Origin of the sequence: Limnohabitans sp. (assembly GCF_044361645.1) — a bacterium.
Classification (GTDB): domain Bacteria; phylum Pseudomonadota; class Gammaproteobacteria; order Burkholderiales; family Burkholderiaceae_C; genus Limnohabitans_A.
This window is the reverse complement of sequence record NZ_JBIKIL010000012.1, coordinates 22516-45846: the sequence shown is the minus strand read 5'-3', so window position 1 is coordinate 45846 and position 23331 is coordinate 22516. Positions and strand designations below refer to the sequence as shown.

Below are 23331 nucleotides of genomic sequence, written 5' to 3'. Positions count from 1 at the left end.
AGCATGGCTCTTGGCTCAACTTGATCGAGTGCGCCTTCTCCAAGATGGCGCGCACATTCCTGCGGCACATCCGGGTCACATCCAAAGACGATCTGAAACAGCGCATCCTCAAAGGCATAGCAGAGATAAATGCATCGCCAGTGGTGTTTCGTTGGAACAAGTTCGATCTCGGTGTCGCCTAATATGCATTGGTTTTAATGGAACGATGTACTAGAAATGGAAATGGAGTAAACCGTGGCCCAAGTTGCCCCTGAATCCAAAGACGCGACACGCACCCCCCATGGGGCACCGATGTCTTTTGCAACACGCAGACAAATCAGCCTCGGTTTAGGTCTAAGCGCCTTGTGGCCGTGGGCCTGGGCACAAGCCCAAAGCCCCTCCGAAGCAAGCCTGGAAGCCATGGCACCCCCTATGCCCCGCGTGGGTGATTTGCTCAAGGTACCGCCCATCCGTTTGCTCAGCGACGTGAACTTTCAGCACGAGCGCCAGCCTTTGCTGCTGTATTGGTGGTCCAGCACCTGCCCATTTTGCGCCCTGCAAAGCCCGAGCATGCAGGCGCTGTGGCAGGCACAAAAAAACCGGGGCTTGCGCATGCTGGCCTTGTCCATCGACAAAAAGCCCGAAGACGCTCGGGCTTACCTGCAAAAACGCGGCTACACCTTCCCCTCGGCTTGGGCCAGCCCCGCGTGGCGCCAACAGTTTCCCAAACCCAAGGGCTTGCCCATCACGCTCTTGATGGACAGACAGCACAAAGTGCTGTTGGCGGAAAAGGGCCAAATGTTCGCCGAGGATGTTGAGGCCATCGCTCGGCTGATCTGAACACTTGACCCCAGAGCTTTACAGCCCGATCACCCCACCATCTTTGCGCGTGATCACGATGGTGGCCGAACGCGGACGGCCCTGTGCACCGTAGCCTGCGTTGCCCGGCCACATGCTTTGGGGTGCGCTGCCGCTGGCCAAGGGCTTGGACAATTCACCTGGGTGCTGGATGTTGACAAACAAGGTCCGGCCATCGGCGGTCTCGGTGATGCCGGTGACCTCTGCGCCGGGCGGTGCCACCAAGAAGCGGCGCAGTTTGGCCTCGCCCAAAGCCGCGCCAATGAAGCTTTCTTGGGTGCCGCTTTGCTCGACACCGCCCACCACCATTTTGTTTTTCACCGTGACTTTGCCGCCGTCACCCACTTGGCCCGGAATGGCCGCCAACATCATGCAGTTGGTCTCGTCGGTGAAAGCACCGTCGTCGGTCTGGATCCAGCAAATGCCCGTGGCCTTGCTGAACCACAGGCCGTCGGGCGAAGAGAACGAATTTTTAGGGGTCAAGCCCGACAAGTTGGCATCGCCCGAGTCTTCCTCGGCGCCAAACAAGAAGATGTCCCAGGCAAAGGTCTTGGCCGTGGATGTTTGACCCGCTTCCTTGAACCGGATGATGTGGCCGTGCGGATTGCCCATGCCTTTTTTGCCATCCATGTCCATGTAAGCACGGGGATTGGCGGCGTCCACTTTGGCGGGTGTGCGGTTGGCGGCGCTGTTGTTGGTCAGGGCAAAGTACACCTCGCCGTTGCGGTGGTTGACAGCACCCCACTCCGGACGGTCCATCTTGGTCGCGCCCACGGCATCGGCAGCATGGCGGGTGTTGACGTAAATGTCGGCCTGGTTGGCAAACTTGTACGCGCTGTAGTTGGCGATGCGGGGGTCGGCCATGGTCAGCTCCAGCCATTCGCCTTGGCCTGTGGCGTCAAAGCGAGCCGCGTACAACTTGCCTTCGCTCAGGTATTTGTCGCCAGCAACCAGTCCACCACCGATATCGCGAGGATCCCAGACGGCTGCCGAAACGAATTTGTAAATGTATTCGTTGCGGGAGTCGCAGCCCATGTAAAACGCCAAAGGCTCACCAGCCTTGGGGACACCACAAACGGCGGCTTCGTGTGCAAACCGGCCCATGGCCACGCGCTTAGCGGGTGTGGAGTTGGGCGACAGGGGATCGATTTCAACGTTGAAGCCAAATGTGTTGGCTTCATTGCGGAAGTCTTTATCGGGTTTGGCAGCGGTGGCAGCCAAGTTCCAACGGGCAAAGCGGTCGTCGGTGTCCGACACGGTATGCCAGCCTTGGCTTTTGGCTTTTTTGACACCTGCCGCAGGGGCTTCAGCAGCAACACCATAACGTTTGCGAGTAGCCACTTCTTTGGCCGTCAGCGCAGCCCCATTGGCAGTGGCTTGAAAATAGTAAGCCCAGTTCTCTTCACATCCCAGATAGGTGCCCCAAGGCGTTTTGCCATGGCCGCAGTTGTTCAAGGTGCCACGCGCCATGGAACCGGCTGTGTCCCAGCGGGTGACCATGAAAGCGCGAATTTGATCGATGTGCGCGCGTGGCCCGCTGATGCGCACGGGGGTTTGTGCGGTGATGCGGCGGTTCAGCGGTGAGTCTTGCTTGACGCGCCAGCCTTGCGGGGTTTTGACGATCTCCACCACCGACACACCGTGGTGGTTGATTTCTTTGAGCACTTCGAGCTCAGGGCGCGTGCCCAGGTCCCAGTCGCCAAATTGCGAAAACTTTTTGCCACTGACACCATTGCTGGTTTGGCCATTGGGGTGCATGAAATGCGCATCGGCCGAGCTTTCGTGGTTGACACACAGCACGGCGCGGCCGGTTTCGTTTTCAGAATACCTGCCCTTGGCATCGATGTAGTAGATGTCCATGCCGTCGTGGTGATCGCCCACACGGCGTGCCCAGTCGTCTGACTCGGTGCCTTTGTTCGAATAAGCCGCCAAAGCCGAGTCAAGCGCATCGCCCGTGGCGTGCAGCACGCTGTACTGGTAACCCGGTGGCAGCATGACATTGTCGAACAGACTTTTTTCCACAGCGGGAAAGCCCAAAGCCTTGGGCGCAGCGGCCATGCCGGTGCTCAGACTGGCGCAGCCGGGCAGCATGGCCAAGCCTGCCAAACCCAAGCCACCGCGCAGCAAACCACGGCGCGTGGGGTTTTGCAGGGACTGGGTCAGGACATCCTGAAAGTGGGGGTTGTCAGAGGTGTTGCAGACCAGATCGCTGAGTGTGTGTGACATGTGAAGAAGCCTCGGTTAAAAAAACCACATCTTTCATGCGCCATGTGTAGCTTTGATGACAAACCCGCCATGCGAGCGACTTTGTCTGGCGCTGTGCTGTGAAAGCTGACAAGCTTTGCAGCTGTTTTCATGCCCGTGTCATGTGCGCGCTTAGCATCTCAACTGCATTTGGCGTTTGAACATTTTTCGATGGCCAATTTTCAACAGCTTTGGACAAAGAGGCCACATGCCCAATGGTTTTGATCAGCGCGTTTCTTGCCTGTTGGTTTGTTTTTCAGCTCTTGTTTTGACCGCCTGCAGCGGCGCGAAGGCTTTGACCCAACAAGACACCGCGCCCCGTGCTTTGCCCTCCTCAGTCCGCTTGGCGGAGGGCGCAGAGCGGCTCAGCGCCCCTGTTTTGTCCTTCAACGACACCGGTCTGAGCGTGAGCGATGGCGTGACCCGCAACGGTTTGTGGGATGTCGAAAGCGCAGGCTTGGGCTGGGAGTTTTCACTGGACCAAGGTGCCAGCTGGAGCCGAGGTGTTGGCCAATCGTTTGAGGTCAAAGACGACGGGCCCCAAATGATTTGGGTGCGCGCACGCGATTACGCAGGCAACACCTCGAAGATCGTTCGCGTCCCTTGTGTTCTGGACACCATGGCCCCTGCCGTCCTGACCGTCAGCGCACAGCCTGAGGGCAACACCCACATTTTGAAGCTCTCAGGGCTGGAGCCGGGCGCGCACTGGGAATATTCACTCGACCAGCAAGCCACCTGGCGCGCAGGCCAAGGGGCTGCACTGGCGCTTTTGGGCAACATGCTGACCGATGTGCGGCTGCGCCAAGTGGACCTGGCAGGCAACGCGTCGGAAGGCACAAGTTTTGACGCCGCCATTCAAAGCCGCCTGGCGCATGAAGCCTCAGACAATCCCGCGCTGCCCAGCGTCTTGACCGCAGGCGCGCACACCCATGTGATCCACGGCTGGGTGGCGCGTGACGACACCGACCATGTCACTTGGCAGATTCCCCCAGGCCACCGGCTGATTTCCATCCAGCAACTTGAACTCACGCCGAAACAAGCCAAGGCCATTTTGACCTTGCAAACAGGCCGGGCGTTTGGGGTGGGTGCCCCAGCTGCGCGCACCCGGCCCCAAGACCTGCTGGGGCGCGAAGAGGGGGCACCTCCAGCGGTGCCGCTTGCAACCTCGCCGCCAGGCGACGAAAGGGCCATGAGGCTGCGGATTGAGCACCCCCGTGGGCAAGCCCTAGGGTATGCCATCGAGGTGGTTTTAGCCCCCGTGGATTGAGCCCAAGGTGCAAAGCCTGCCCATGTGCCTTGGCCAAATGCGGTGTGCAGACTGAGCCGCATTGGCCTTCTTTGGCCTTCTTTGGCCTTCCTTGGCCTTGGCCTGTGTTGATTGGCAGGCTGGCGATCACCCCACTTGCAGGCCGGTCTGTCACTGAACTGACACACAGGCCGCGCACAATTCGATGTCCATCGAATTACACCAAGAGGAAGCACCATGAAAGTTGGCATCAATGGCATGGGCCGCATCGGCCGTTTGGCGCTGCGTGCGGCCATGGGCGCGGCTGAGCGCCAGTCGGACGACCCCCGCGCAGGCAACCGCCTGGAGGTGGTGCACCTGAACGAACTCAAAGGCGGCGCAGCGGCCACGGCCCACTTGCTGGCCTTTGACAGCGTGCAGGGCAAATGGCGCGAGCGCATCGAAGCAAAGGGCGACAGCCAGATCCGCATCGGTGAGCGAACTTTGGGCTTTTCATCCCATGCCCACCCGGCCGACATCCCCTGGGGCGACCTGGGTGTGGACCTGGTGCTCGAATGCACCGGCAAGTTTTTGACGCCCGAAACCCTGCAAGGCCACCTGGACCGGGGCGCCAAGCGCGTGATCGTGGCCGCCCCTGTCAAAGTGGGCGATGTGCTGAACATCGTGGTGGGCATCAACCACACGCTGTACAACCCGGCCAAAGACCGCATCGTCACAGCGGCGTCTTGCACCACCAACTGCCTGGCCCCGGTGGTCAAAGTCGTGCACGAAGCGATTGGCATCAAACACGGCCAGATCACCACCATCCACGACCCGACCAACACCAATTTGGTGGTGGACGCGCCGCACAAAGACCTGCGCCGCGCGCGCAGCGCCATGGTCAGCCTGGCCCCCACCACCACCGGCAGCGCCACGGCGATTGCCCTGATTTACCCCGAGCTCAAGGGCAAGCTCAACGGCCACGCGGTGCGCGCCCCGGTGCTCAATGCGTCCCTCACAGACTGTGTCTTTGAGATGAAACGCGAAACCAGCGCCGAAGAAGTCAACGCCTTGTTTGCCGCAGCCGCCGCAGGCCCGCTGGCAGGCATCTTGGGTTACGAGGAGCGCCCCTTGGTCAGCGTGGACTATGCCCGCGACACGCGCAGCGCCATCGTGGACGCGCTGTCCACCCTGGTGACCGACGGCACGCTGCTCAAAATTTACGCTTGGTACGACAACGAGATGGGCTACGCCTGCCGCATGGTCGACCTGGCCTGCCACATGAACGAGGTCGGCATCTGAGATGAACGCTGCTGAACGCCATTACGGCATCGTCACCGCGGCCTATTGGGGCTTCACCCTGACCGACGGCGCTTTGCGCATGTTGGTGCTGCTGCACTTTTACCAGCTGGGTTACTCGCCTTTCACGCTGGCGTTTTTGTTTTTGCTGTACGAAGGCGCGGGCGTGTTGGCCAACCTGATTGGCGGCTGGCTGGCCACGCGTTACGGCATTGCGCGCATGCTCACCGTGGGCTTGGTCACGCAGATCATCGGCTTTGCTTTATTGTCGGCTCTGCAGCCCGATTGGACTGCGGCCATGTCGGTGGCCTGGGTGGTGCTGGCGCAAGGGGTGTGCGGCGTGGCCAAAGACTTGACCAAAACCGCCAGCAAATCGGCCATCAAGATCACCCAGGCGCAGGCCAAAGACACGGGCAACGGGCAGCTCTTCAAGTGGGTGGCCTGGTTCACCGGCAGCAAAAATGCCATGAAGGGTTTGGGCTTTTTCTTAGGCGGCTTGCTGCTGCAGACGCTGGGCTTTCAGGGCTCGCTGTGGGCCATGGCGGGCTTGCTCGCCTTGGTGCTGCTGGGCGTGGTGACCAGCCTGCCGCCCATGATGGGCAAGAGCAAGCCCTCCAGTTCGGCGCGCGAGCTGTTCGCCAAAAACCCGGGCATCAACGCTTTGGCGGCCGCCCGCGTGGCCTTGTTTGGCGCACGCGATGTGTGGTTTGTGGTGGGCCTGCCGGTGTTTTTGTACTCCGTGGGCTGGACCTTCACCATGGTGGGCGGCTTTTTGGCAGCTTGGACGATTGGTTATGGCCTGGTGCAAGCGCTGGCCCCACAACTGGTGCGGCGCAGCGCCGACGGCCTGAGCCGCGAGGTGCCTGCAGCGCGTTGGTGGTCGGCGGTGCTCATGCTCATACCGCTGGGCATTGCAGCGGCCATGTACCTGCAAGCACCGCAGCTGGAGTGGTGGGTGGTGGGCGGTCTGAGTTTGTTTGGCTTTGCTTTTGCCATCAATTCGTCGGTGCACAGTTATCTGGTGTTGGCCTATGCCGGCTCTGAAAAAGCCGCCGAAGACGTGGGCTTTTATTACGCTGCCAACGCGCTGGGCCGTTTCATGGGCACGCTGCTGTCGGGCTTGTTGTACCAGTGGGGTGGCCTGATGGTCGCGCTCCTGGGCTCGGCTTTGATGCTGCTCTTGTGCTGGCTGGCCACGCTGCGTTTGCCCATGGGCCTGCTGACCCACACCCCTGCACAAAAGGCCAGCCCATGACCCCCGTTTCTCTTTTCAGCGTCATGGACGAAGACGTGGCCGTCAAGGCCTTGGCGGCTCTGGCGCAAAGCTCGCGCCTCAAGGTGTTTCGCGCCATCGTGGGTGCCGGGCCTGAAGGCATTCAGCCCGGGCAGTTGTCTGCGGCTTTGGATGTGCCGGCCAACACGCTCTCGTTTCACCTGAAAGAATTGCACCACTCGGCCTTGGTCAGCGTGCAACGCGAAGGCCGGTTTTTGCGCTACCGCGCAGACCTCAGAGCCATGCAAAGCCTGATGGACTTTTTGACGGCCCACTGCTGCCAAGGCCTGCCTTGCGGCGATGCCATCAACCTCACTTGCGAACCGGGCCGCTGCTGAACGGCAAGCTGACTCTTGCAGGAGAATTTCCCATGGCCTTGTTCAACATCCTGTTCATCTGCACCGGCAACTCTTCGCGCAGCATCATGGCCGAGGCCATCATGAACCACCTGGGGCCACACCGGTTTGTGGCTTACAGCGCGGGCAGCCAGCCTGCGGGGCACCTCCACCCCGGCGCAGCCGATTGTCTGGCGCGCAAGCACCTCAGCACCGTGGGCTTGCGCAGCAAGTCATGGGCTGAATTTGCCGCGCCCGGTGCCCCGGTCATGGACTTTGTGATCACGGTGTGCGACAAGGCCGCAGGCGAGGTTTGCCCCATCTGGCCGGGCCAGCCCATGTCCGCGCATTGGGGCGTGGAAGATCCCGCTCATGCCACAGGCACAGAAGAAGACCAAGCCAAAGCCTTTTGGGGTGCGTTCATGAAGTTGCACCGTCGCATCTCGATCTTGCTCAGCCTGCCCATGGACAAACTCGACCATTTGTCTTTGCACAAAGAACTGCAAAAAATCGGCCAAGAATGAGCCACCCAACGGTTTTCAATCGGCTGCGCGATTTCAGCACCGCGTTCTGAGTTCACAATCGGTCATGGGCATTTTTGAGCGCTTTTTATCGATTTGGGTGGCTTTGGGCATTGCAGTCGGCGTGGGCTTGGGCCTGCTGGTGCCTGACCTGTTTCAGGCCGTGGCCGGTTTGGCGTGGGCACACGTCAACTTGGTGGTGGCGGTGTTCATCTGGGTGATGATTTTCCCCATGATGGTGCAAATCGATTGGCGCGCCATGAAAGACGTGGGCAAAAGACCGCAAGCTTTGTGGCTCACGCTGGTGGTCAATTGGCTGATCAAGCCCTTCAGCATGGCGGCTTTGGGTGTGCTGTTTTTTCAGCATATTTTTGCGCCCTGGGTCGATCCGCAATCGGCCAAGGAGTACATCGCCGGCATGATCTTGCTGGGCGTGGCCCCTTGCACCGCCATGGTGTTTGTGTGGAGCCAACTGGTCAAGGGCGATGCCAACTACACCTTGGTGCAGGTCTCGATCAACGACCTCGTCATGGTGGTGGCTTTTGCGCCCATTGCAGCTTTTTTGCTGGGCGTGGCCGATGTCACCGTGCCATGGGAAACCTTGGTGCTGTCCACGGTGCTGTATGTGGTGCTGCCCCTGGCCGCAGGCATGCTGTGCCGCCGCTTGTGGCTGGCGCGCGGGGCCGAACACCTGCAGCGCCGCGTGGTGCAACTCAAGCCGTGGTCGGTCACCGGTTTGATCGCGACGGTGGTGCTGTTGTTTGGCTTTCAGGCGCAGACCCTCATCGACAAGCCCCTGGTCATCGCCCTCATTGCCCTGCCCTTGGTGTTGCAAACCTATGGCATTTTCTTCATCGCCTGGTGGGGCGCGCGCTGGCTCAAACTGCCGCACAACGTGGCCGGGCCCGCTTGTTTGATTGGCACTTCCAATTTTTTTGAGCTGGCGGTGGCGGTGGCGATTTCGCTGTTTGGCCTGCATTCGGGCGCGGCGCTGGCCACCGTGGTGGGTGTGCTGGTCGAGGTGCCCGTGATGCTGAGCCTGGTGGCGCTGATCAATCGCTGGGCACCGCAGCAGCCCAAGATCGCCAAGGCTTGAAGCATGCGCGTGTGAACTTGGCACCTGGGGCCCAGACAAGCGCAGACAAGCGCCAAGCCTGAACTGGGGGCAGACAAGTGACTCAGCACCGGTGCGCGTCACGAACATTTCACATTTAAGTCACATAATCTGCATCTTTCCGATCTGCCTTGCCCTGCCCCACCTCTCCATGCAAACCAAGTCCCTTTTCGCTGCCATTGACCTCGGCTCCAACAGTTTCAGACTTGAAATAGGTCAAATGGACTCAGGGCAACTGCGGCGGGTGGAGTACATCAAGGAAACCGTTCGACAAGGCAACGGCTTGGATGCCGAGCGCAATTTGAGCGAAGAAGCGATGGTGCGGGGCTGGGAGTGCTTGGCCCGTTTTGGCGAACGCATCGCCGGCTTCAAACCCGGCCAAGTGCGTGCTGTGGCCACACAAACCCTGCGCGAAGCGCGCAACCGCGAAGCCTTTTTGAGCAAAGCCAAACACTTGTTGGGCTTTCCGATCGAGGTGATTGCCGGGCGCGAGGAAGCCCGGTTGATTTATTTGGGCGTGTCGCACCTGTTGCCGCAATCGGATGAACGCCGCTTGGTGGTGGACATTGGTGGTCGGTCCACCGAGATGATCTTGGGCCAGCATGAGAGCGCCAGCACCTTAGAGTCTTACCGCGTGGGCAGCGTGGCCTGGTCCATGAAGTATTTCGGCGATGGCCTGTGGACCCCATCGGCTTTCAAAGCCGCCGAAATTGGTGCCAAAGCAGTGCTGGACGAAGCCCAAATTTTGTTCAACCGCAACCACTGGGACAAGTGTTACGGCTCCTCGGGCACGGTGGGTTCGGTGGCCGACATTTTGAACGCGGCCGGTTGGCCCGAAGGACGCGTCACCCGCGACGGTTTGTCCTGGCTCAAAGACCGTTTGCTCAAAGCCCAGAGACCCGAAAATCTGCGCCTGGAAGGCGTCAAAGAAGACCGCAAACCCGTGATCGGCGGCGGCTTGGCGGTCTTGCAAGCCGTCTTTGACCTGTTGCAGATCGATGAGATGCACGCCGCCCAAGGGGCGTTGCGGCACGGCGCTTTGTACGACCTGATCGACCGCGAGGGCATGCAAGATGTGCGCTCCTCCATGGTCGATTGGCTGGCCCAGCGCTTTGGCACCGATGCCTTGCAGGCCGAGCGGGTTGCGCGCACCGCCCAGAGTTTGCTCGAAGCCATGATGAGCACCAGCCCCAGCGTGCCTGCGAGCGAGCGGCAGCGCCACTTGCAAAAACTCCGTTGGGCATGCCAACTGCACGAAACCGGCATGCGCATCTCGCACAGCGATTACCACAAGCACGGCGCATACATCTTAGACAACACCGATTTGCCGGGTTTCACCCTCAATGAGTTGCACCGCCTGAGTCAACTGGTGTTGGGCCACCGGGGCAAACTGCGCAAGCTCGAAGCCGAGTTGGAGGATGTGCGGTTTGTGCAGCAACTCATGGCCTTGCGTTTGGCCGTGGTTTTGTGCCATGCCCGCCGCGACCCCGATTTGTCAGGGCTCAGCTTGGCTTGCGACGAAGCACGCTGCACGGTGGCCTTGAGCATCGGCAGCGAATGGGCCGAGTTGTGGCCGCAGTCGGCGCATTTGCTGCGCGAAGAACGCGCGGCTTGGCTCAAAACCGGTTGGTCTTTTTTGCCCTTGCCTGTCTGAACAGCCGAGCCCTGCGGCAGCCCGGGCGGCGGCCCTTGCAAGTGGGCGGGCTGGGCCATTTGGGCATGCACCGCATCAAGCCCTTGCGTTTTCGGGGGCACATGCTTGTGAAGAAAAAAACAACGGTATAAACTGTATGCACCGTTTTTTTAAATTGGAGCCAACATGACCATGAGCGCCGCGCAAAGCACCACAAACACCCCCACCCAAGGCGCCGCCTCGGTCGGCCACACTGCGCCCAGCCCAGCGCCCAAGCCCAGTCAAGCGCGTCAACCGGGCCAGCCGCGCACATTGGCGGCGCAAAAAACCAGCGCCGCGGCCAAGCCTGCTGCCAAAACTTCGGCTAAAACCCCATCCAAATCCGCCCGCAAAGCAGCGCCCGCCGGTGCTGCCAATGCCGTGAGGGGCAAAGCAGCACCCCAAACTGCAACCCAAACCACCCCCGCTGCGGCCCCCGCTGCAACCAAGGCAGCGCCCAAAACCACAAGCAAAAAGAAAGCCCCGGCAAGCAGCAAGCCCGCCAAGGACAAAAAAGTCAAAGTGGTGCGCGACAGCTTCACCCTGCCCAAAACCGAGTTGTTGCAAATCGATGCCATGAAGAAACGCGCCATGGCTTTGGGCGTTGAGGTCAAAAAGAGTGAACTGATCCGCGCTGGCCTGCAGGCTTTGGTGGGCATGGCCGACGCCGCCTTCAAAAAAGCCATGGCCATGGTGCCCACCATCAAGACGGGCCGCCCCGCCAAAGACTGATCGCGCTCAGATGCGCTCGGGGCAGGTCACCGCCAACAACACGGTTTGCGCCTGACCCTCGCGCACGCGGTGGCGCAGCCACCACACCGCGCCCTTGCGGATGGCGCAAACCGCCTCGGGCATGCCCAACAAATGCGCCAACAAACCGCCCAAGGCCGGTTGGTGGCCTACCAACAAAACAGAGTGGTTGGCCGCAGGCCAGCCCGCGGTTTCCAGCACATCTTGCACCGTGGCACCGGGCGACAAAGCATCGCGCACTTTGTATTTGCGCCCCATCGCCTTGACGGTTTGTTCTGCACGCAGCGCGGGGCTGCTCAGCACGCGCGTGCCTTGGGGCAACTGCTTTTCTAACCATGCAGCCATGCGCTCGGCTTGCTTGCGGCCTCTGGGGGTCAAGGCCCTGAGCAAGTCATCGCCCCCCGGCTCGGCATCGTGCGCCTCGGCATGCCGCCAAACAATCAAGTCCATTCGCCAGACTCCCGTGGATTGGTGTCGCTGTAGCGCTGCATCAGCGCTTGCTGCGCACTGTGGCCCGACGCCGCCAAATCCACGCGGTGGTATTGGCCATCCGAGGCCAAATCCCAGGCGTCGCGACCGTCGTGCAAATAAGCAATCAAGCACTCGTTGATGATGCGCTGGCGCAAGGCCGGGTCGTTGACAGGCCAAGCCAACTCGATGCGACGCGTCATGTTGCGCGTCATCCAGTCAGCGCTTGACAAAAACAGCGCCTCGTCTTGCTCGGCGTCAAAGTAAAAGACCCGGGTGTGCTCTAAAAATCGGCCAATCACCGAGCGCACGCGGATGTTCTCACTCACCCCGGCCACACCCGCTGGCAGCATGCAAGCACCGCGCACAATCAAGTCGATCTTGGCACCTTGTTGACCCGCCAAAAGCAAGGCATTGATCAAGGGCAAATCGGTCAGCGCGTTGACCTTGATCACGATACGGGCCGGGGCACCCCGCTTTGCTGCAGCACCCACGGCTTGGATGCGCGCCAGCATCTCGGCGTGCAGGTGAAAAGGGGCAAGCAACAAGCGCTTGAGCTTGGGCAAACGGCTTTGGCTGGCCAAATGGCCAAACAACTGGTCCATGTCGGCGGTGATCGCCGCGTCAGCCGTGAGGTAGCTGATGTCGGTGTACAGCGCTGCCGTTCGCCGGTTGTAGTTGCCTGTCGACAAATGGCCGTAGCGCTTCAAACTTCGGCCCTCACGGCGTGTCACCAGCAGCATCTTGGCGTGTGTTTTAAGCCCCACAATGCCGTACACCACTTGGGCCCCGATGGCCTCGAGCTGCTCGGCCCAGTTGATGTTGGCCTCTTCGTCAAACCGGGCCTTGAGTTCGACCACGGCGGTGACCTCTTTGCCTCTGCGCACCGCCTCGCGCAGCAGGTCCATCATGGTGGTGTCACTGCCCGCGCGGTAAATGGTTTGTTTGATGGCCAACACGCTGGGGTCCAGCACCGCCTCGCGCAAAAAAGCCAAAACACCATCAAAGCTCTCAAAGGGCTGGTGAATCACCACGTCGCCTTGTTTGAGTCTGGCGAAAACCGAGGTTTGTTGCGGCAATTGCACTGGAAAACTGGCTTTGTAAGGGGGGAACAACAGTTTGGGTAGATTGATCAGATCGATCAATTGCATCAAGCGCACCAAGTTCACGGGGCCATTGACGCGGTAAATTGCGGCCTCGGGCAGGCGAAATTCTGTGCGCAAAAAATCCAGCAAGCGTGGCGCACAGGTGGCCGACACCTCCAGTCGCACCGCTTGCCCATAGTGACGGTGCTGCAGCCCTTGCTGCAAGGCCATGCGCAAATTGGCGATCTCGTCTTCGTCCACTGCCAAATCCGAATGGCGGGTGACTCTGAACTGTGAAAATTGCCCGACCTCTCGCCCCGGGAAAAGCTCGCCCAAGTGGGCCCTGATCACGCTCGACAGCAAGACAAACGCGGTGCAACCATCGTACACACGGGGCGGCAAAGGGATCAAACGGGGCAATACGCGAGGCACCTTGACAATCGCAATCTCGTTGGAGCGGCCAAAAGCATCTTGGCCAGACAACTGCACAATGAAGTTGAGTGATTTGTTGGCCACATTGGGAAAAGGGTGCGCTGGGTCCAGGCCCACCGGCACCAACAGGGGTTTGACTTCGCGCTGAAAATAATTGCTCACCCATTGGCGCTGCACAGCGTTGCGTTCGCCATGCGACAAGATGCGGTAACCCGCTTTTTGCAATGTGGGCAAGAGGTCGTCGTTGTACAAGGCATATTGGCGTGCCACCATGGCGTTGGTTTTGGCCGCGATCGCCGACAGGCTGTCGCTGCCGTAGGGGTTTGCTGTGAGGTCTTGCAAAGTGCCCATCACATGGGGCTGTGCACGCACTTCGAAAAACTCGTCAATGTTCGAGGACACGATGCACAGGTAGCGCAGGCGCTCCAACACGGGCACTTCGGCCCGGTGCGCCCAGTCGAGCACACGCTCATTGAACGACAAGATGCTCAGATCGCGGTCCAACAAGGCCGGGGGGTGGCCAGATAAGGGCTTGTCCATGGGGGCTTGAAACCTGTAAAAAAACACTTAAAAAGCGTGGTTCAGTATAAGTAGTGAGCGCTTCAATTTCGTGACAATTTCGTGAATTCAAAGGCGATTTGTGCAGCCCAAAAAGGCCTGTCTTGATGCGCTTGTCGGGCTGCGCTTGAAAAGCTTGCTGCCGGTGCGCCAACGCACCGAGCAAGCCATGCCAGACGCAGTGGGTGTCGGCCAACTGGCTTAAGCGGGCACAGCGCGCACCTCGGGTGTGCGGTTGCTCACCACCGCGTGGCTCCCCCAGTGGACAATTTCCAAGCGGCCATCGGCGTGCTCGACCAAGGCGGTGCGGCTCTCCACCCAATCGCCATCGTTGCAATACAAAGTGCCGTTGACATCGCGGATTTCGGCGTGGTGAATGTGACCACACACCACACCGTCAAAACCACGCTGCTTGGCTTCGCTGGCCACAGCCACCTCAAAGTCGCTGATGAAATTGACCGCTTTTTTGACCTTGAGCTTGAGGTAAGCCGACAAAGACCAATAGCCCAAACCCACGCGAGACCGAAAGCTGTTGAGGTGCCGATTCAGCCGCAAAGTCAACTCGTAAAGCCAATCACCCACATAGGCCAGCCATTTGGCGCACTGGATCACGCCATCAAAATGGTCGCCGTGGACCACCCACAATTTGAGCCCCTTGGCGGTGGTGTGTGAGGTGTCGTGCACGACCTCAATGCCGCCAAATGCATGCCCTACAAAGTGCCTGGCAAATTCATCGTGGTTGCCCGGCACGTAGACCACGCGGCAGCCTTTGCGCGCTCTGCGCAAAAGTTTTTGCACCACATCGTTGTGACTTTGGGGCCAAAACCAACGCCTGCGAAGCTGCCAGCCGTCCACGATGTCGCCCACCAGATACAGCACATCGCTGGGGTGGTGCTTCAAAAAATCCAGCAAGGCCTCGGCCTGGAAACCGGGCGTGCCAATGTGCAAGTCAGAGATGAACACCGCGCGCAAACGCTGACGCCCAAGATCATCTTTGTCATCGTCTTGATTTTCATCGCCCTCGTGCAGCGAGGCTTGGCCATGCAAGGCGGGCAAGGCTGCGTTCACCCATGCCGCGTCAAGACCGGCTTGCGCAGTCTTGAAGCGCAGCGGATGGTGCAGTGGGCTTGAAGAGAATGTCATGCGGGAACGCTGAAAAAGTGTTTGCGGTAGCGCAAAGGCAAATCGGCCGTGCGCATCATCATGGGCAAGTCGGCGGTGTTGAAATCTGGGTCCCACGCCGGCGCCCCCAACACTTTGGCACCCAAGCGCAAATAACCCTTGATGAGCGCGGGGGGCTCGATGGGCAGGCCGTGGTTCAACTCGTCGACAGGCAAGGCCAAGCGGGGCCGAACATGGTATTGGATGTCGGCCAAATGGCTTTGTCGCAACTGGTGCCAAATGCTGGCGGCCACATCGCCCGTGACCAAGCCGTTGTGCAGCATGGGAATGCTGGCGCAACCGATCATGGTGTCCAAGCGGTTGCGGTCCATGAACTCAAACAGGGCGCCCCACAAGGCCATGATGACGCCGCCATGGCGGTGCTCCCCATGCACGCAACTGCGCCCCAACTCGACCATGCGACTGCGCATGTCGCGCAGGCGGGTCAGGTCAAATTCGGTGTCGCTGTAAGTGCTGCCCACACGCTTGGCTTGTGCGGGTGTGAGCACGCGGTAGGTGCCGATCACCGTGCCCGACAGCGTGTCCCGAACCAGCAGGTGTTCGCAGTAGTCGTCAAACAAATCGATGTCGTGGCCCGGCACGCTTGGGGGCAATCGGGCCCCCAATTCGGTGGCGAACACCGCGTACCTCAGGCGCTGGGCTTCGCGAACCTCGTCTTGGTGCAAAGCCCAACTGACCTGCAGGGTGCTTTGCACACGGCGAGGCAAAAACTCCATGCGTGCACCATGCAAGGGGGGATGAAGTGACCCCCTGGGCAATTGAACCGGTGACAGTGCAAAGCTGGGTTTGGGCAGTTCTTTCATGGCGTTCACTCCTGTTGGCTGTGTGCTTGGATCATCCGCAGTCAACATGACGAAAAAATGTCTTTTGGGTTAAATTTGAGTGACGCACTGGGCTTTCACTTTCACCATCAACGAGGCCAAATGGCCCAAGGCCGCCTCTGGCGTGTCTTCGAACCAGCCGCTCTTTTTGGCCAAGTCGTCCCAAACCCGCAACTTCACCGCATCAAAAAAGAACGGCTCCGTTTCAAATTGCGCACACGCCACAGCGTCCATCGGGCCACCTTGCAGCTGCAAACTGCGGATCGAATCGGGCGTGAGTTTTTTGGCATAGCTTTCGCGCATGCCCACCAAGTAACGCTTGGCCTGAACATGCAAGCGAATCGGTTCGGCCACCGATGGTCCGAAAATGGGCATCAACAGTTGCGCACCTAGGGCCTCATGCCGGTCGTCTTCACCACGCAGCGTCGGCGTGCCGGGCGCAGCAGACATCAAGTGCCCGATGTCGTGCAGCCAACTGGCCAATTGCAAGCCGGCATTGGCACCCGATTTTTCGGCCAAGCGACCGCACTGCCAAGCGTGGGCCAATTGCGTGACGGCCTCGCCTGCGTACATGCGGTCACCTGCTTGTTCGTACAATTGAAGCAGTGCGTTGAGCGTTGTGTCCATGCCCTGAATGTCGCCTTTTCAAATGTCAAGTGCATGACAAATAGACGGACTTTCTGATTTATTTTTGATGCCTTTTGCGACCCTGATTCAGCATGCAACACCAGCCACCTGAGGCGGCCTTTTGGGCCCGTTTGAACCCCTCCCAGCAGGACTGGCTGAGCCAACAACTGGGGCACCGGCAGACACCCCCAAGCACGGGTTGTTTTTGGACCTGCGACGCGGTGGATGTGGGCTGGGTGCCTGCCGAGCGGGCGCAAGAGATGCTCGCTGAGCTGCCCCATTGCCAGCTCAGCCAAGGCCGATTGCACTGGCGCAGTGCGGCCCACATTCAGCGCCAGCGCAGCCAAACGCTGCAAGATTTTTTAACGCAACAAGCCGCCAAAGGCCGCATACGCGGCTGGCGTGGCGAAAACTTTGCCTGGTGGTCAGACACGCCGGTTTGCCCACACAACGCCCAGATACCGCCATTTTTGTGCGCAGAACGCGCCGGTTTCAGGCACCTGGGCATGATGAGCCACGCCGTGCACATCCATGGTTTTGCGGCGCAGGGGGATCTGTGGTGCGGTCGCCGCGCGGCCCACAAAGCCACCGACCCCAGCATGCTGGACAACCTCACGGCCGGGGGCGTGACGGCAGGCGAAAGCCCTTTGAGCAGCGCACTGCGCGAGTTGGCCGAAGAAGCCGGTTTGCGCTTGCACGCCCCGCATCGCCTGCACTGGCGAGGTGCGGTACGCACACAAAGGCTGGAGCCACAAGGCTGGCACGACGAGCAACTGCTGGTCTACACACTGCATTTGTCGGCGCATGAAACGCCCATCAATACCGACGGCGAGGTGCAATCTTTTGCGTGCTTGAGCCCCGGCGAAGTCATCACGCGCATGCAAGCGGGGCAATTCACGGTGGACGCTTGCGTCTCTTTGGCGCAAAGTTTGGCTGGGCTCATGCCGCATCTTGGCCCGCAAACAAACGCCCACGGCCAAGTCTGCAAATGACAAAATCCGCGCCCTGCAAGGCCAGCACAATCCGCCCATGCGAGACAGGCAATCCCGCCAGCACAGGCTACTATGCAGCGTCAATTTTGGAGGACAAAAACCACAGCGCCGCCATCACAACAAGCGCAAGCGCCCTCAGCATCGGCCAACATCACCCGAGCTGAACTGCCATTTTTGACATCACCACTTTTGCCATTGGACAACGCCATGATCCTTGAACTTGCCGACATCCGCATCCACCCCGGCCAGCAAGCCGAATTTGAAAAAGCCATTGAACGCGGCCTGATCAGCGTGGCTTCTCGCGCCAAAGGCTACCGAGGGGCCAAGGTCAACCGCTGCATTGAAAACCCAGAGCGCTTTGTGCTGCAGATTTTTTGGGACACCCTGGAAGACCACACCGTGGGTTTCCGTGAGTCGGCGCTGTTCACCGAGTGGCGTGCCATTGTGGGCCCCTTCTTTGCTGAGCCGCCGCACGTGGCGCATTTTGAATTGACCTACACCTCGGCCTGAAAAGTCTGATCGGCCTGATCGGCCTGATCGATCTGATCGGCCGATGAAGTTGCCACATCCATGGCACGCACATTTTTGTCACCCCGGGCCTCTTTTTGTCGCCCCGGGCCAAGCGCCGCCCCGCGCTGTCGACAGCACCCGCCCCCCAGCTGGCTTGACCGGCGGGCGACTGGCCTTGACCGCTCGCCGGCGGGGCTGAGCGCTCAAGCGGCTTGGTGGCCTTGCACCAAGCGCGCGAGCAAGCGCACCAACTGGCTTTGCTCAGACGGCGTCAAAGGGGCCAAGATTTTTTCTTGCACACGCGCCACATCGGCCTGCACAGCCTTCAGGGCTTGCACCCCCAAGCAGGTGAGGCTGAGCAACTTGCGACGGCGGTCAAGCGGGTCCGCCACGCGTGCAACCCAGCCCTTGGCCTCCAAACGCCCGATCACCGAGCCCAAAGTGGCCGCGTCAAAGGCCACATGCTTGGCCAAACTCACTTGGTCGATGCCTTGACTGAGCAACAAGGCGTTGAGGGTGGCAAATTGCACGGGTGTGATGTCAAAGTGGCCCAGTTGCTCCGCAAAAAGGGCCACCGCAATTTGTTGCGCCCTTCGAATCAGGTGTCCGGGTGTGGCCTGCAGGTCAATACTGGGGTTCATGAGCGTGTCAATGGGCTGGGGTTGGTGCTGTAGTCGAGCTTGCTTGGCGCTTTGGCCTTGCGATTACCATCGGATTTTCAATTGTTGAGGAAAGCACAACATGAATTTTGTATTTTCGCCCATGCCCACCGTCTCTGTGCCCGTGCTCGGGATGGCGGCGCGTTTTCCAGTGCACCGCATTTACTGCGTGGGCCGCAACTACGAAGAACACGCCAAAGAAATGGGTTTCTCGGGGCGCGAACCGCCGTTCTTTTTCCTCAAACCCACCGACAGCTTGGTGGTGGTGGACTCAGCTCAGACGGGTGCCATGCCCTACCCCAGCTTGACGCAAAACCTGCACCATGAAATCGAGTTGGTGGTGGCCATTGGCAAGGGGGGGCGCAACATCGCAGCCTCCGACGCAGCCCAGCACATCTTTGGCTACGCCGTGGGTTTGGACATGACGCGCCGCGACTTGCAAAACGACATGAAAAAACAAGGCCGCCCTTGGTGCATCGGCAAGGCCTTTGACCACTCAGCCCCCATCGGCCCCATCACCCCCAAAGCGCAAGCAGGCGATGTGGACCACGCCGAGATCAGCCTGCAGGTCAACGGCAGCGACCGCCAGCGCAGCAACGTAGCCAAGCTGATCTGGAATGTCGCCGAAACCATTGAACACCTGTCTGCCGCCTGGGAACTGCAAGCTGGCGACTTGATCTACACCGGCACCCCCGAAGGCGTGGCCGCGGTGGTGACAGGCGACACCCTGGTCGCTCAAATCACCGGCTTGGGGCCCTTGCACGTCCAAATTGGCTGATCGCGTGTCCGCCCAGCCCAAGGGCCTGGCCTGGGTGGGCTGCGCGCAAAAAGTGTATTTAAGTGAACAAATTTTCAAAAACAACGGTCAACCCGTCTGAGAAATCCCATTAACTTACAAAATAATGCATGTTTTGCGTCCTTTTTTGGGGCTGTCACCGCACTTTTGACAGGACATGGGCCTGTTTTTTAATTAACCGACCGTACGGTTGGTTTATGATCGTTTTTTTCAACCCATGATGGAGACCAGTCGATGAAGAAATTCCTACAACAAACGGCCTTGGCCGCAGGCCTGATGGCCGTTGGTTTTGGGGTGCACGCCCAGACCATCACCCTGAAGGTGCACCACTTTTTGGGCCCACAGTCCATCCAGCACACCACCATGCTGGGCGACTGGTGCAAAAACATTGCACGCGACTCCAAAGACCGCCTGCAATGCCAAATCTTCCCCGCCATGCAGTTGGGTGGTACCCCACCGCAGCTGTATGACCAAGCCAAAGACGGCGTGGCCGATGTGGTTTGGACTGTGGCCGGTTACTCGGCTGGTCGCTTTGCCAAAACCCAAGTGTTTGAGCTGCCCTTCACCATGACCAATGCCGCCGCCACCAGCCGCGCGGCTTGGGACTTTGTGCAAAAAAACGCCATGGATGAGCACAAAGACGTCAAGCTGCTGGCCGTCCACGTGCACGGCCCTGGCGTGATTTTCACGCGCGATAAGGCCATCACCAAGATGGAAGACCTCAAGGGTTTGAAGATGCGCGGCCCGACCGCCAACGTGACCAAGATGTTGACCAAAATGGGGGCCACACCTGTGGGCATGCCCGTGCCGCAAGTGCCCGAAGCCTTGTCCAAAGGGGTGATCGACGGGGCCGTGATTCCGTACGAAGTGGCCCCTGGCCTGAAGGTGCATGAGCTGACCAAGTTCAGCGCCGAGACCGACAAGAGCTACCCAGCCCTGTACACCACGGTTTTTGTGGTGCCCATGAACAAGGCCAAGTACGATTCGCTGCCTGCTGACCTGAAAGCGGTCATCGACAAAAACTCTGGTCGCGAGTTTTCGGCCTTCTTGGGGGCCACCCAAGAGGGCAACGATGTGCCCAGCCGCAAAGTGTTTGCCGACACCAAAACCCAGACCATCTCGGTGATCCCACCGGCGGAGCTGGACCGCTGGAAGAAAGCCACCGCGGAGCAAGACGACGAGTGGGTGGAGAGCATGAACAAGCGCGGCCTGAATGGTGCGGCCTTGCTCAAGGAAGCACAAGACCTGGTCAAGCAATACACCAAGTAAAGACTTCCGTCTGACTTTGTGCGCCATGGGGTGAGCTGCGGCCCACCCCATTTTTTTGCCTGACAAATTGGCGCTGACCGCCTTGAGCCGCACGAAGTGACACCCACAGCACACGTGGAATGGCATGAATGACAGGCTGAGGATGACGCAAAATGCAGACCCGGGATGACCCCAAAAACTCAGCCTTGCCATGACCCACCAACGCAATTCGCCTCGCCATTTGACAAGCTCACCGGTCCTGAGCCACAAGGAGAAGCCCCTTGGCTGAAGCTGTTCATGTCCTTTCTACCCGTCAGTACCACGGCCTGGGCCTGGTGCTGGACCGCCTGTGCAAACTGCTGGCCATTTTGTCTGGCCTAACCTTGTTGGCCATGGCCTTCATGTCTTTGCGCAGCATCGTGGGCCGTGCGTTTTTTGATGCCCCTTTGCTGGGCGACTATGAGTTGGTGCAGTTCATGTGCGCGGGTGCGGTGGCCATGTCGCTGCCCTACACCCACTGGATCTCGGGCCATGTGATCGTGGACTTTTTCACCGCCAAAGCCCCTGCCCGGCTCAACGCCGTGCTCGACACCCTGGCCCATTTGCTGTTGGCGTTTTTTGCTGGCCTGATCAGCTGGCGCGTCGGGGTGGGCCTGCTCGATTTGCGCGGCAGCTTTGACGCCTCCATGCTGCTGGAAATTCCCACTTGGTGGGCTTATGTGCCCTTGGTGCCTGCCTTTGCCCTGCTGTCGCTCACAGCCCTTTACCGTGCGGTTGAAAAAATGAAAGAGGCCCAATCATGAGCGGCATCGAATGGGGTGGTTTGATGTTTGCTGTGCTGCTGCTGCTGTTGGCGCTGCGCATCCACATTGGTGTGGCCATGTTGCTCACAGGCACCGTGGGTTACACCATGGTGGCGGGCTGGGACCCGCTGATGAGCTTTTTCAAAAACGCGGCATTTGCCCGTTACTCCACCTACGACTTGTCGGTGGTGCCACTGTTTTTGCTGATGGGCCAGTTTGCCACCAACGGCGGCCTGTCCAAGGCCTTGTTCCAGGCAGGCAACGCCATGATTGGCCACTGGCGCGGCGGCATGGCCATGGCCGCCGTCACCTCTTGCGCCGGTTTTGGCGCCATTTGCGGCTCCTCGCTGGCCACGGCGGCCACCATGGGCCAAGTGGCTTTGCCCGAACTCAAGGCGCACAACTACTCGGAACGCTTGTCGGCCGCTGTGATCGCGGCCGGTGGCACTTTGGGCATCTTGATTCCGCCCTCGGTGCCTTTGGTGATCTACGCCATCATCACCGAGCAAAACATCGCCAAGATGTTTCTGGCAGCCTTTGTGCCCGGCATCATCGCCGCCATTGGCTACATGCTGGTGATTGCCATCATCGCCCGGGTCAGCCCGCAAGATGCGCCGCGTGGCGTGCGCTTTAGCTGGTCACAGCGCCTGTCCGCGCTGGTCGAAACCTGGCCTGTTTTGCTGATTTTTGTGGTCGTCATCGGTGGCATTTACGGTGGCTTTTTCACCCCCACCGAGGCCGCCTCCATTGGCACTGTGGCCACCGCCTTTGTGGCCTGGAAATCGGGCGGCTTGCTTGGCCAAGGCTTGCTGCAATGTTTGTACGGCGCAGCCGCTGGCACGGGCATGATCTTTTTGATTTTGCTGGGCGCCGACATCTTGAACGTGTTTTTGGCGCTGACCCAGGTCAACACCGAACTGGCCAAATGGGTGGTGGGCATGGAGTTGTCGCCCTTGGCCGTGCTGTTCACCATCATCGGCATTTATTTGGTGCTGGGCTGCGTGATGGACAGCTTGTCCATGCTGCTGCTGACCATCCCGATTTTCTTTCCCATCATCATGGGCATCGATTTGTGGGGCATGGACCCCGAGTCCAAAGCCATCTGGTTTGGCATATTGGCACTCATGGTGGTCGAAATTGGCCTGATCACGCCGCCCGTGGGCATGAACGTGTTTATCATCAGCAGCATGACGAAAGATGTGCCGATGAAAGACATCTTCCGCTACATCATGCCCTTCTTGGCCTCTGACATTCTGCGCATTTTGCTGATTGTCTTTGTGCCTTCTGTTGTTTTATTCGTCTTGAAAATTTGACCATGTACTCACGTGAAGCCATTCGCCATTGCCGCCAATGCGGCGCAGCGGTGGCCTACCGCCTGCCCGACGACGGCGACACCAAGCTGCGCGCGATTTGCACCGTCTGCCACACGGTGCATTACGAAAACCCCCTGAACGTGGTGGGCACGGTGCCGCATTGGGGCGATCAGGTGCTGCTGTGCAAGCGCAACATCGAGCCGCGCAAAGGCAAATGGACCTTGCCCGCAGGCTTCATGGAGTTGGGCGAATCCACCTCAGAGGGTGCGGCCCGCGAGACCACCGAAGAAGCGGGCGCGCAGTTCATCATGGAAGACCTGTTCACCGTGATGAGCGTGGCGCGTGTGGGCCAGGTGCATTTGTATTACCGGGCGCGCTTGACCAGCGACGTGTTCGAGCCCGGGCACGAAACCATGGAAGCGCGCCTGTACACAGAAGAAGAAATCCCTTGGGACGATTTGGCCTTTCGCACCGTCAAGGAAACGCTGGTGCACTACTTTGCCGACCGGCGTGCGGGCCGTTTTGCCACCCACGCTTTCGACATCGCTTGAGCTTTGGGCGTTGGGC

23 protein-coding genes and 1 pseudogene are annotated in these 23331 nt (G+C 59.7%); 17 read left to right on the top strand and 7 right to left on the bottom strand.

Annotated elements, in window-relative coordinates; genetic code table 11:
- A pseudogene (locus ACIQ39_RS03575) lies at window positions 1-182 on the top strand (IS630 family transposase); the annotation flags it as partial.
- Between the two features lie 52 nt (window positions 183-234).
- Window positions 235-819 carry a TlpA family protein disulfide reductase gene (locus tag ACIQ39_RS03570; protein WP_396433241.1) on the top strand — a complete coding sequence of 195 codons (585 nt, stop codon included), beginning with the start codon at window positions 235-237 and terminating at the stop codon, window positions 817-819.
- A gap of 18 nt (window positions 820-837) precedes the next feature.
- Here ACIQ39_RS03570 and ACIQ39_RS03565 read toward each other — a convergent pair whose 3' ends face one another.
- The gene (locus ACIQ39_RS03565; RefSeq protein WP_396433240.1) at window positions 838-3063 is read right to left on the bottom strand and encodes a PhoX family protein; all 2226 of its coding nucleotides are present in this window, start codon (window positions 3061-3063) and stop codon (window positions 838-840) included.
- 286 nt (window positions 3064-3349) lie between these two features.
- Between ACIQ39_RS03565 and ACIQ39_RS03560 the strand changes: the two genes are divergently transcribed.
- The 8 genes from ACIQ39_RS03560 to ACIQ39_RS03525 all read left to right on the top strand — a co-directional run bounded on the left by ACIQ39_RS03560 (window position 3350) and on the right by ACIQ39_RS03525 (window position 11252).
- Complete coding sequence (locus ACIQ39_RS03560; RefSeq protein ID WP_396433239.1) at window positions 3350-4348, top strand: hypothetical protein; 999 nt, start codon at window positions 3350-3352, stop codon at window positions 4346-4348.
- A 216-nt stretch (window positions 4349-4564) separates the two neighbouring features.
- A complete protein-coding gene (locus ACIQ39_RS03555; protein WP_396433238.1) occupies window positions 4565-5608 on the top strand; it encodes an ArsJ-associated glyceraldehyde-3-phosphate dehydrogenase in 1044 nt (347 codons plus the stop codon).
- A gap of 1 nt (window position 5609) precedes the next feature.
- Window positions 5610-6860 carry an organoarsenical effux MFS transporter ArsJ gene (arsJ, locus tag ACIQ39_RS03550; RefSeq protein WP_396433237.1) on the top strand — a complete coding sequence of 417 codons (1251 nt, stop codon included), beginning with the start codon at window positions 5610-5612 and terminating at the stop codon, window positions 6858-6860.
- Window positions 6861-6883: 23 nt separating this feature from the next.
- The gene (locus ACIQ39_RS03545; protein ID WP_396433242.1) at window positions 6884-7216 is read left to right on the top strand and encodes an ArsR/SmtB family transcription factor; all 333 of its coding nucleotides are present in this window, start codon (window positions 6884-6886) and stop codon (window positions 7214-7216) included.
- A gap of 32 nt (window positions 7217-7248) precedes the next feature.
- Window positions 7249-7737 (top strand): arsenate reductase ArsC, encoded by a 489-nt coding sequence (locus ACIQ39_RS03540; protein WP_396433236.1) that lies wholly within the window; start codon window positions 7249-7251, stop codon window positions 7735-7737.
- Between the two features lie 64 nt (window positions 7738-7801).
- Entirely contained in the window at window positions 7802-8830 is a 1029-nt protein-coding gene (arsB, locus tag ACIQ39_RS03535) for an ACR3 family arsenite efflux transporter (protein WP_396433235.1), read from the top strand.
- 169 nt (window positions 8831-8999) lie between these two features.
- Window positions 9000-10502: an exopolyphosphatase gene (locus ACIQ39_RS03530; RefSeq protein ID WP_396433234.1), complete on the top strand. Its 1503-nt coding sequence runs from the start codon at window positions 9000-9002 to the stop codon at window positions 10500-10502.
- 165 nt (window positions 10503-10667) lie between these two features.
- Window positions 10668-11252 (top strand): hypothetical protein, encoded by a 585-nt coding sequence (locus tag ACIQ39_RS03525; protein ID WP_396433233.1) that lies wholly within the window; start codon window positions 10668-10670, stop codon window positions 11250-11252.
- A 6-nt stretch (window positions 11253-11258) separates the two neighbouring features.
- Here ACIQ39_RS03525 and ACIQ39_RS03520 read toward each other — a convergent pair whose 3' ends face one another.
- From ACIQ39_RS03520 to ACIQ39_RS03500, 5 genes are all read right to left on the bottom strand, one after another.
- Window positions 11259-11720: a SixA phosphatase family protein gene (locus ACIQ39_RS03520; protein ID WP_396433232.1), complete on the bottom strand. Its 462-nt coding sequence runs from the start codon at window positions 11718-11720 to the stop codon at window positions 11259-11261.
- On the bottom strand, window positions 11711-13795 hold the full coding sequence (gene ppk1 / locus ACIQ39_RS03515) for a polyphosphate kinase 1 (RefSeq protein ID WP_396433231.1): 2085 nt from the start codon (window positions 13793-13795) through the stop codon (window positions 11711-11713). The genes ACIQ39_RS03520 and ppk1 overlap by 10 nt, the downstream gene beginning before the upstream one ends.
- Window positions 13796-14014: 219 nt before the next feature.
- Window positions 14015-14956, bottom strand: a complete 942-nt coding sequence (locus ACIQ39_RS03510; RefSeq protein WP_396433230.1) for a UDP-2,3-diacylglucosamine diphosphatase — start codon at window positions 14954-14956, stop codon at window positions 14015-14017.
- Window positions 14953-15798, bottom strand: a complete 846-nt coding sequence (locus tag ACIQ39_RS03505) for a GNAT family N-acetyltransferase (RefSeq protein WP_396433229.1) — start codon at window positions 15796-15798, stop codon at window positions 14953-14955. The genes ACIQ39_RS03510 and ACIQ39_RS03505 overlap by 4 nt, the downstream gene beginning before the upstream one ends.
- A 69-nt stretch (window positions 15799-15867) precedes the next feature.
- Window positions 15868-16443, bottom strand: a complete 576-nt coding sequence (locus ACIQ39_RS03500; protein ID WP_396433228.1) for an HD domain-containing protein — start codon at window positions 16441-16443, stop codon at window positions 15868-15870.
- Between the two features lie 92 nt (window positions 16444-16535).
- Between ACIQ39_RS03500 and ACIQ39_RS03495 the strand changes: the two genes are divergently transcribed.
- On the top strand, window positions 16536-17435 hold the full coding sequence (locus ACIQ39_RS03495; protein WP_396433227.1) for an NUDIX domain-containing protein: 900 nt from the start codon (window positions 16536-16538) through the stop codon (window positions 17433-17435).
- A gap of 207 nt (window positions 17436-17642) precedes the next feature.
- Window positions 17643-17945 carry an antibiotic biosynthesis monooxygenase family protein gene (locus ACIQ39_RS03490; RefSeq protein ID WP_396433226.1) on the top strand — a complete coding sequence of 101 codons (303 nt, stop codon included), beginning with the start codon at window positions 17643-17645 and terminating at the stop codon, window positions 17943-17945.
- Window positions 17946-18148: 203 nt separating this feature from the next.
- On the opposite strand, the gene ACIQ39_RS03485 is transcribed toward ACIQ39_RS03490, so the two are convergent.
- Entirely contained in the window at window positions 18149-18586 is a 438-nt protein-coding gene (locus ACIQ39_RS03485; protein ID WP_396433225.1) for a MarR family winged helix-turn-helix transcriptional regulator, read from the bottom strand.
- 100 nt (window positions 18587-18686) lie between these two features.
- On the opposite strand from ACIQ39_RS03485, the gene ACIQ39_RS03480 reads away from it, so the two are divergent.
- The 5 genes from ACIQ39_RS03480 (at window position 18687) to ACIQ39_RS03460 (ending at window position 23315) form a co-directional block, all read left to right on the top strand.
- Window positions 18687-19382 carry a fumarylacetoacetate hydrolase family protein gene (locus tag ACIQ39_RS03480; RefSeq protein ID WP_396433224.1) on the top strand — a complete coding sequence of 232 codons (696 nt, stop codon included), beginning with the start codon at window positions 18687-18689 and terminating at the stop codon, window positions 19380-19382.
- Window positions 19383-19634: 252 nt separating this feature from the next.
- Window positions 19635-20669: a TRAP transporter substrate-binding protein gene (locus ACIQ39_RS03475; protein WP_396433223.1), complete on the top strand. Its 1035-nt coding sequence runs from the start codon at window positions 19635-19637 to the stop codon at window positions 20667-20669.
- Window positions 20670-20929: 260 nt separating this feature from the next.
- Window positions 20930-21451, top strand: coding sequence for a TRAP transporter small permease (locus tag ACIQ39_RS03470; RefSeq protein ID WP_396433222.1), 522 nt, complete (start codon window positions 20930-20932; stop codon window positions 21449-21451).
- Entirely contained in the window at window positions 21448-22764 is a 1317-nt protein-coding gene (locus tag ACIQ39_RS03465) for a TRAP transporter large permease (protein ID WP_396433221.1), read from the top strand. The genes ACIQ39_RS03470 and ACIQ39_RS03465 overlap by 4 nt, the downstream gene beginning before the upstream one ends.
- A gap of 2 nt (window positions 22765-22766) precedes the next feature.
- Window positions 22767-23315, top strand: coding sequence for an NUDIX hydrolase (locus ACIQ39_RS03460; protein WP_396433220.1), 549 nt, complete (start codon window positions 22767-22769; stop codon window positions 23313-23315).
- The last annotated feature ends 16 nt before the right edge of the window (window positions 23316-23331 follow it).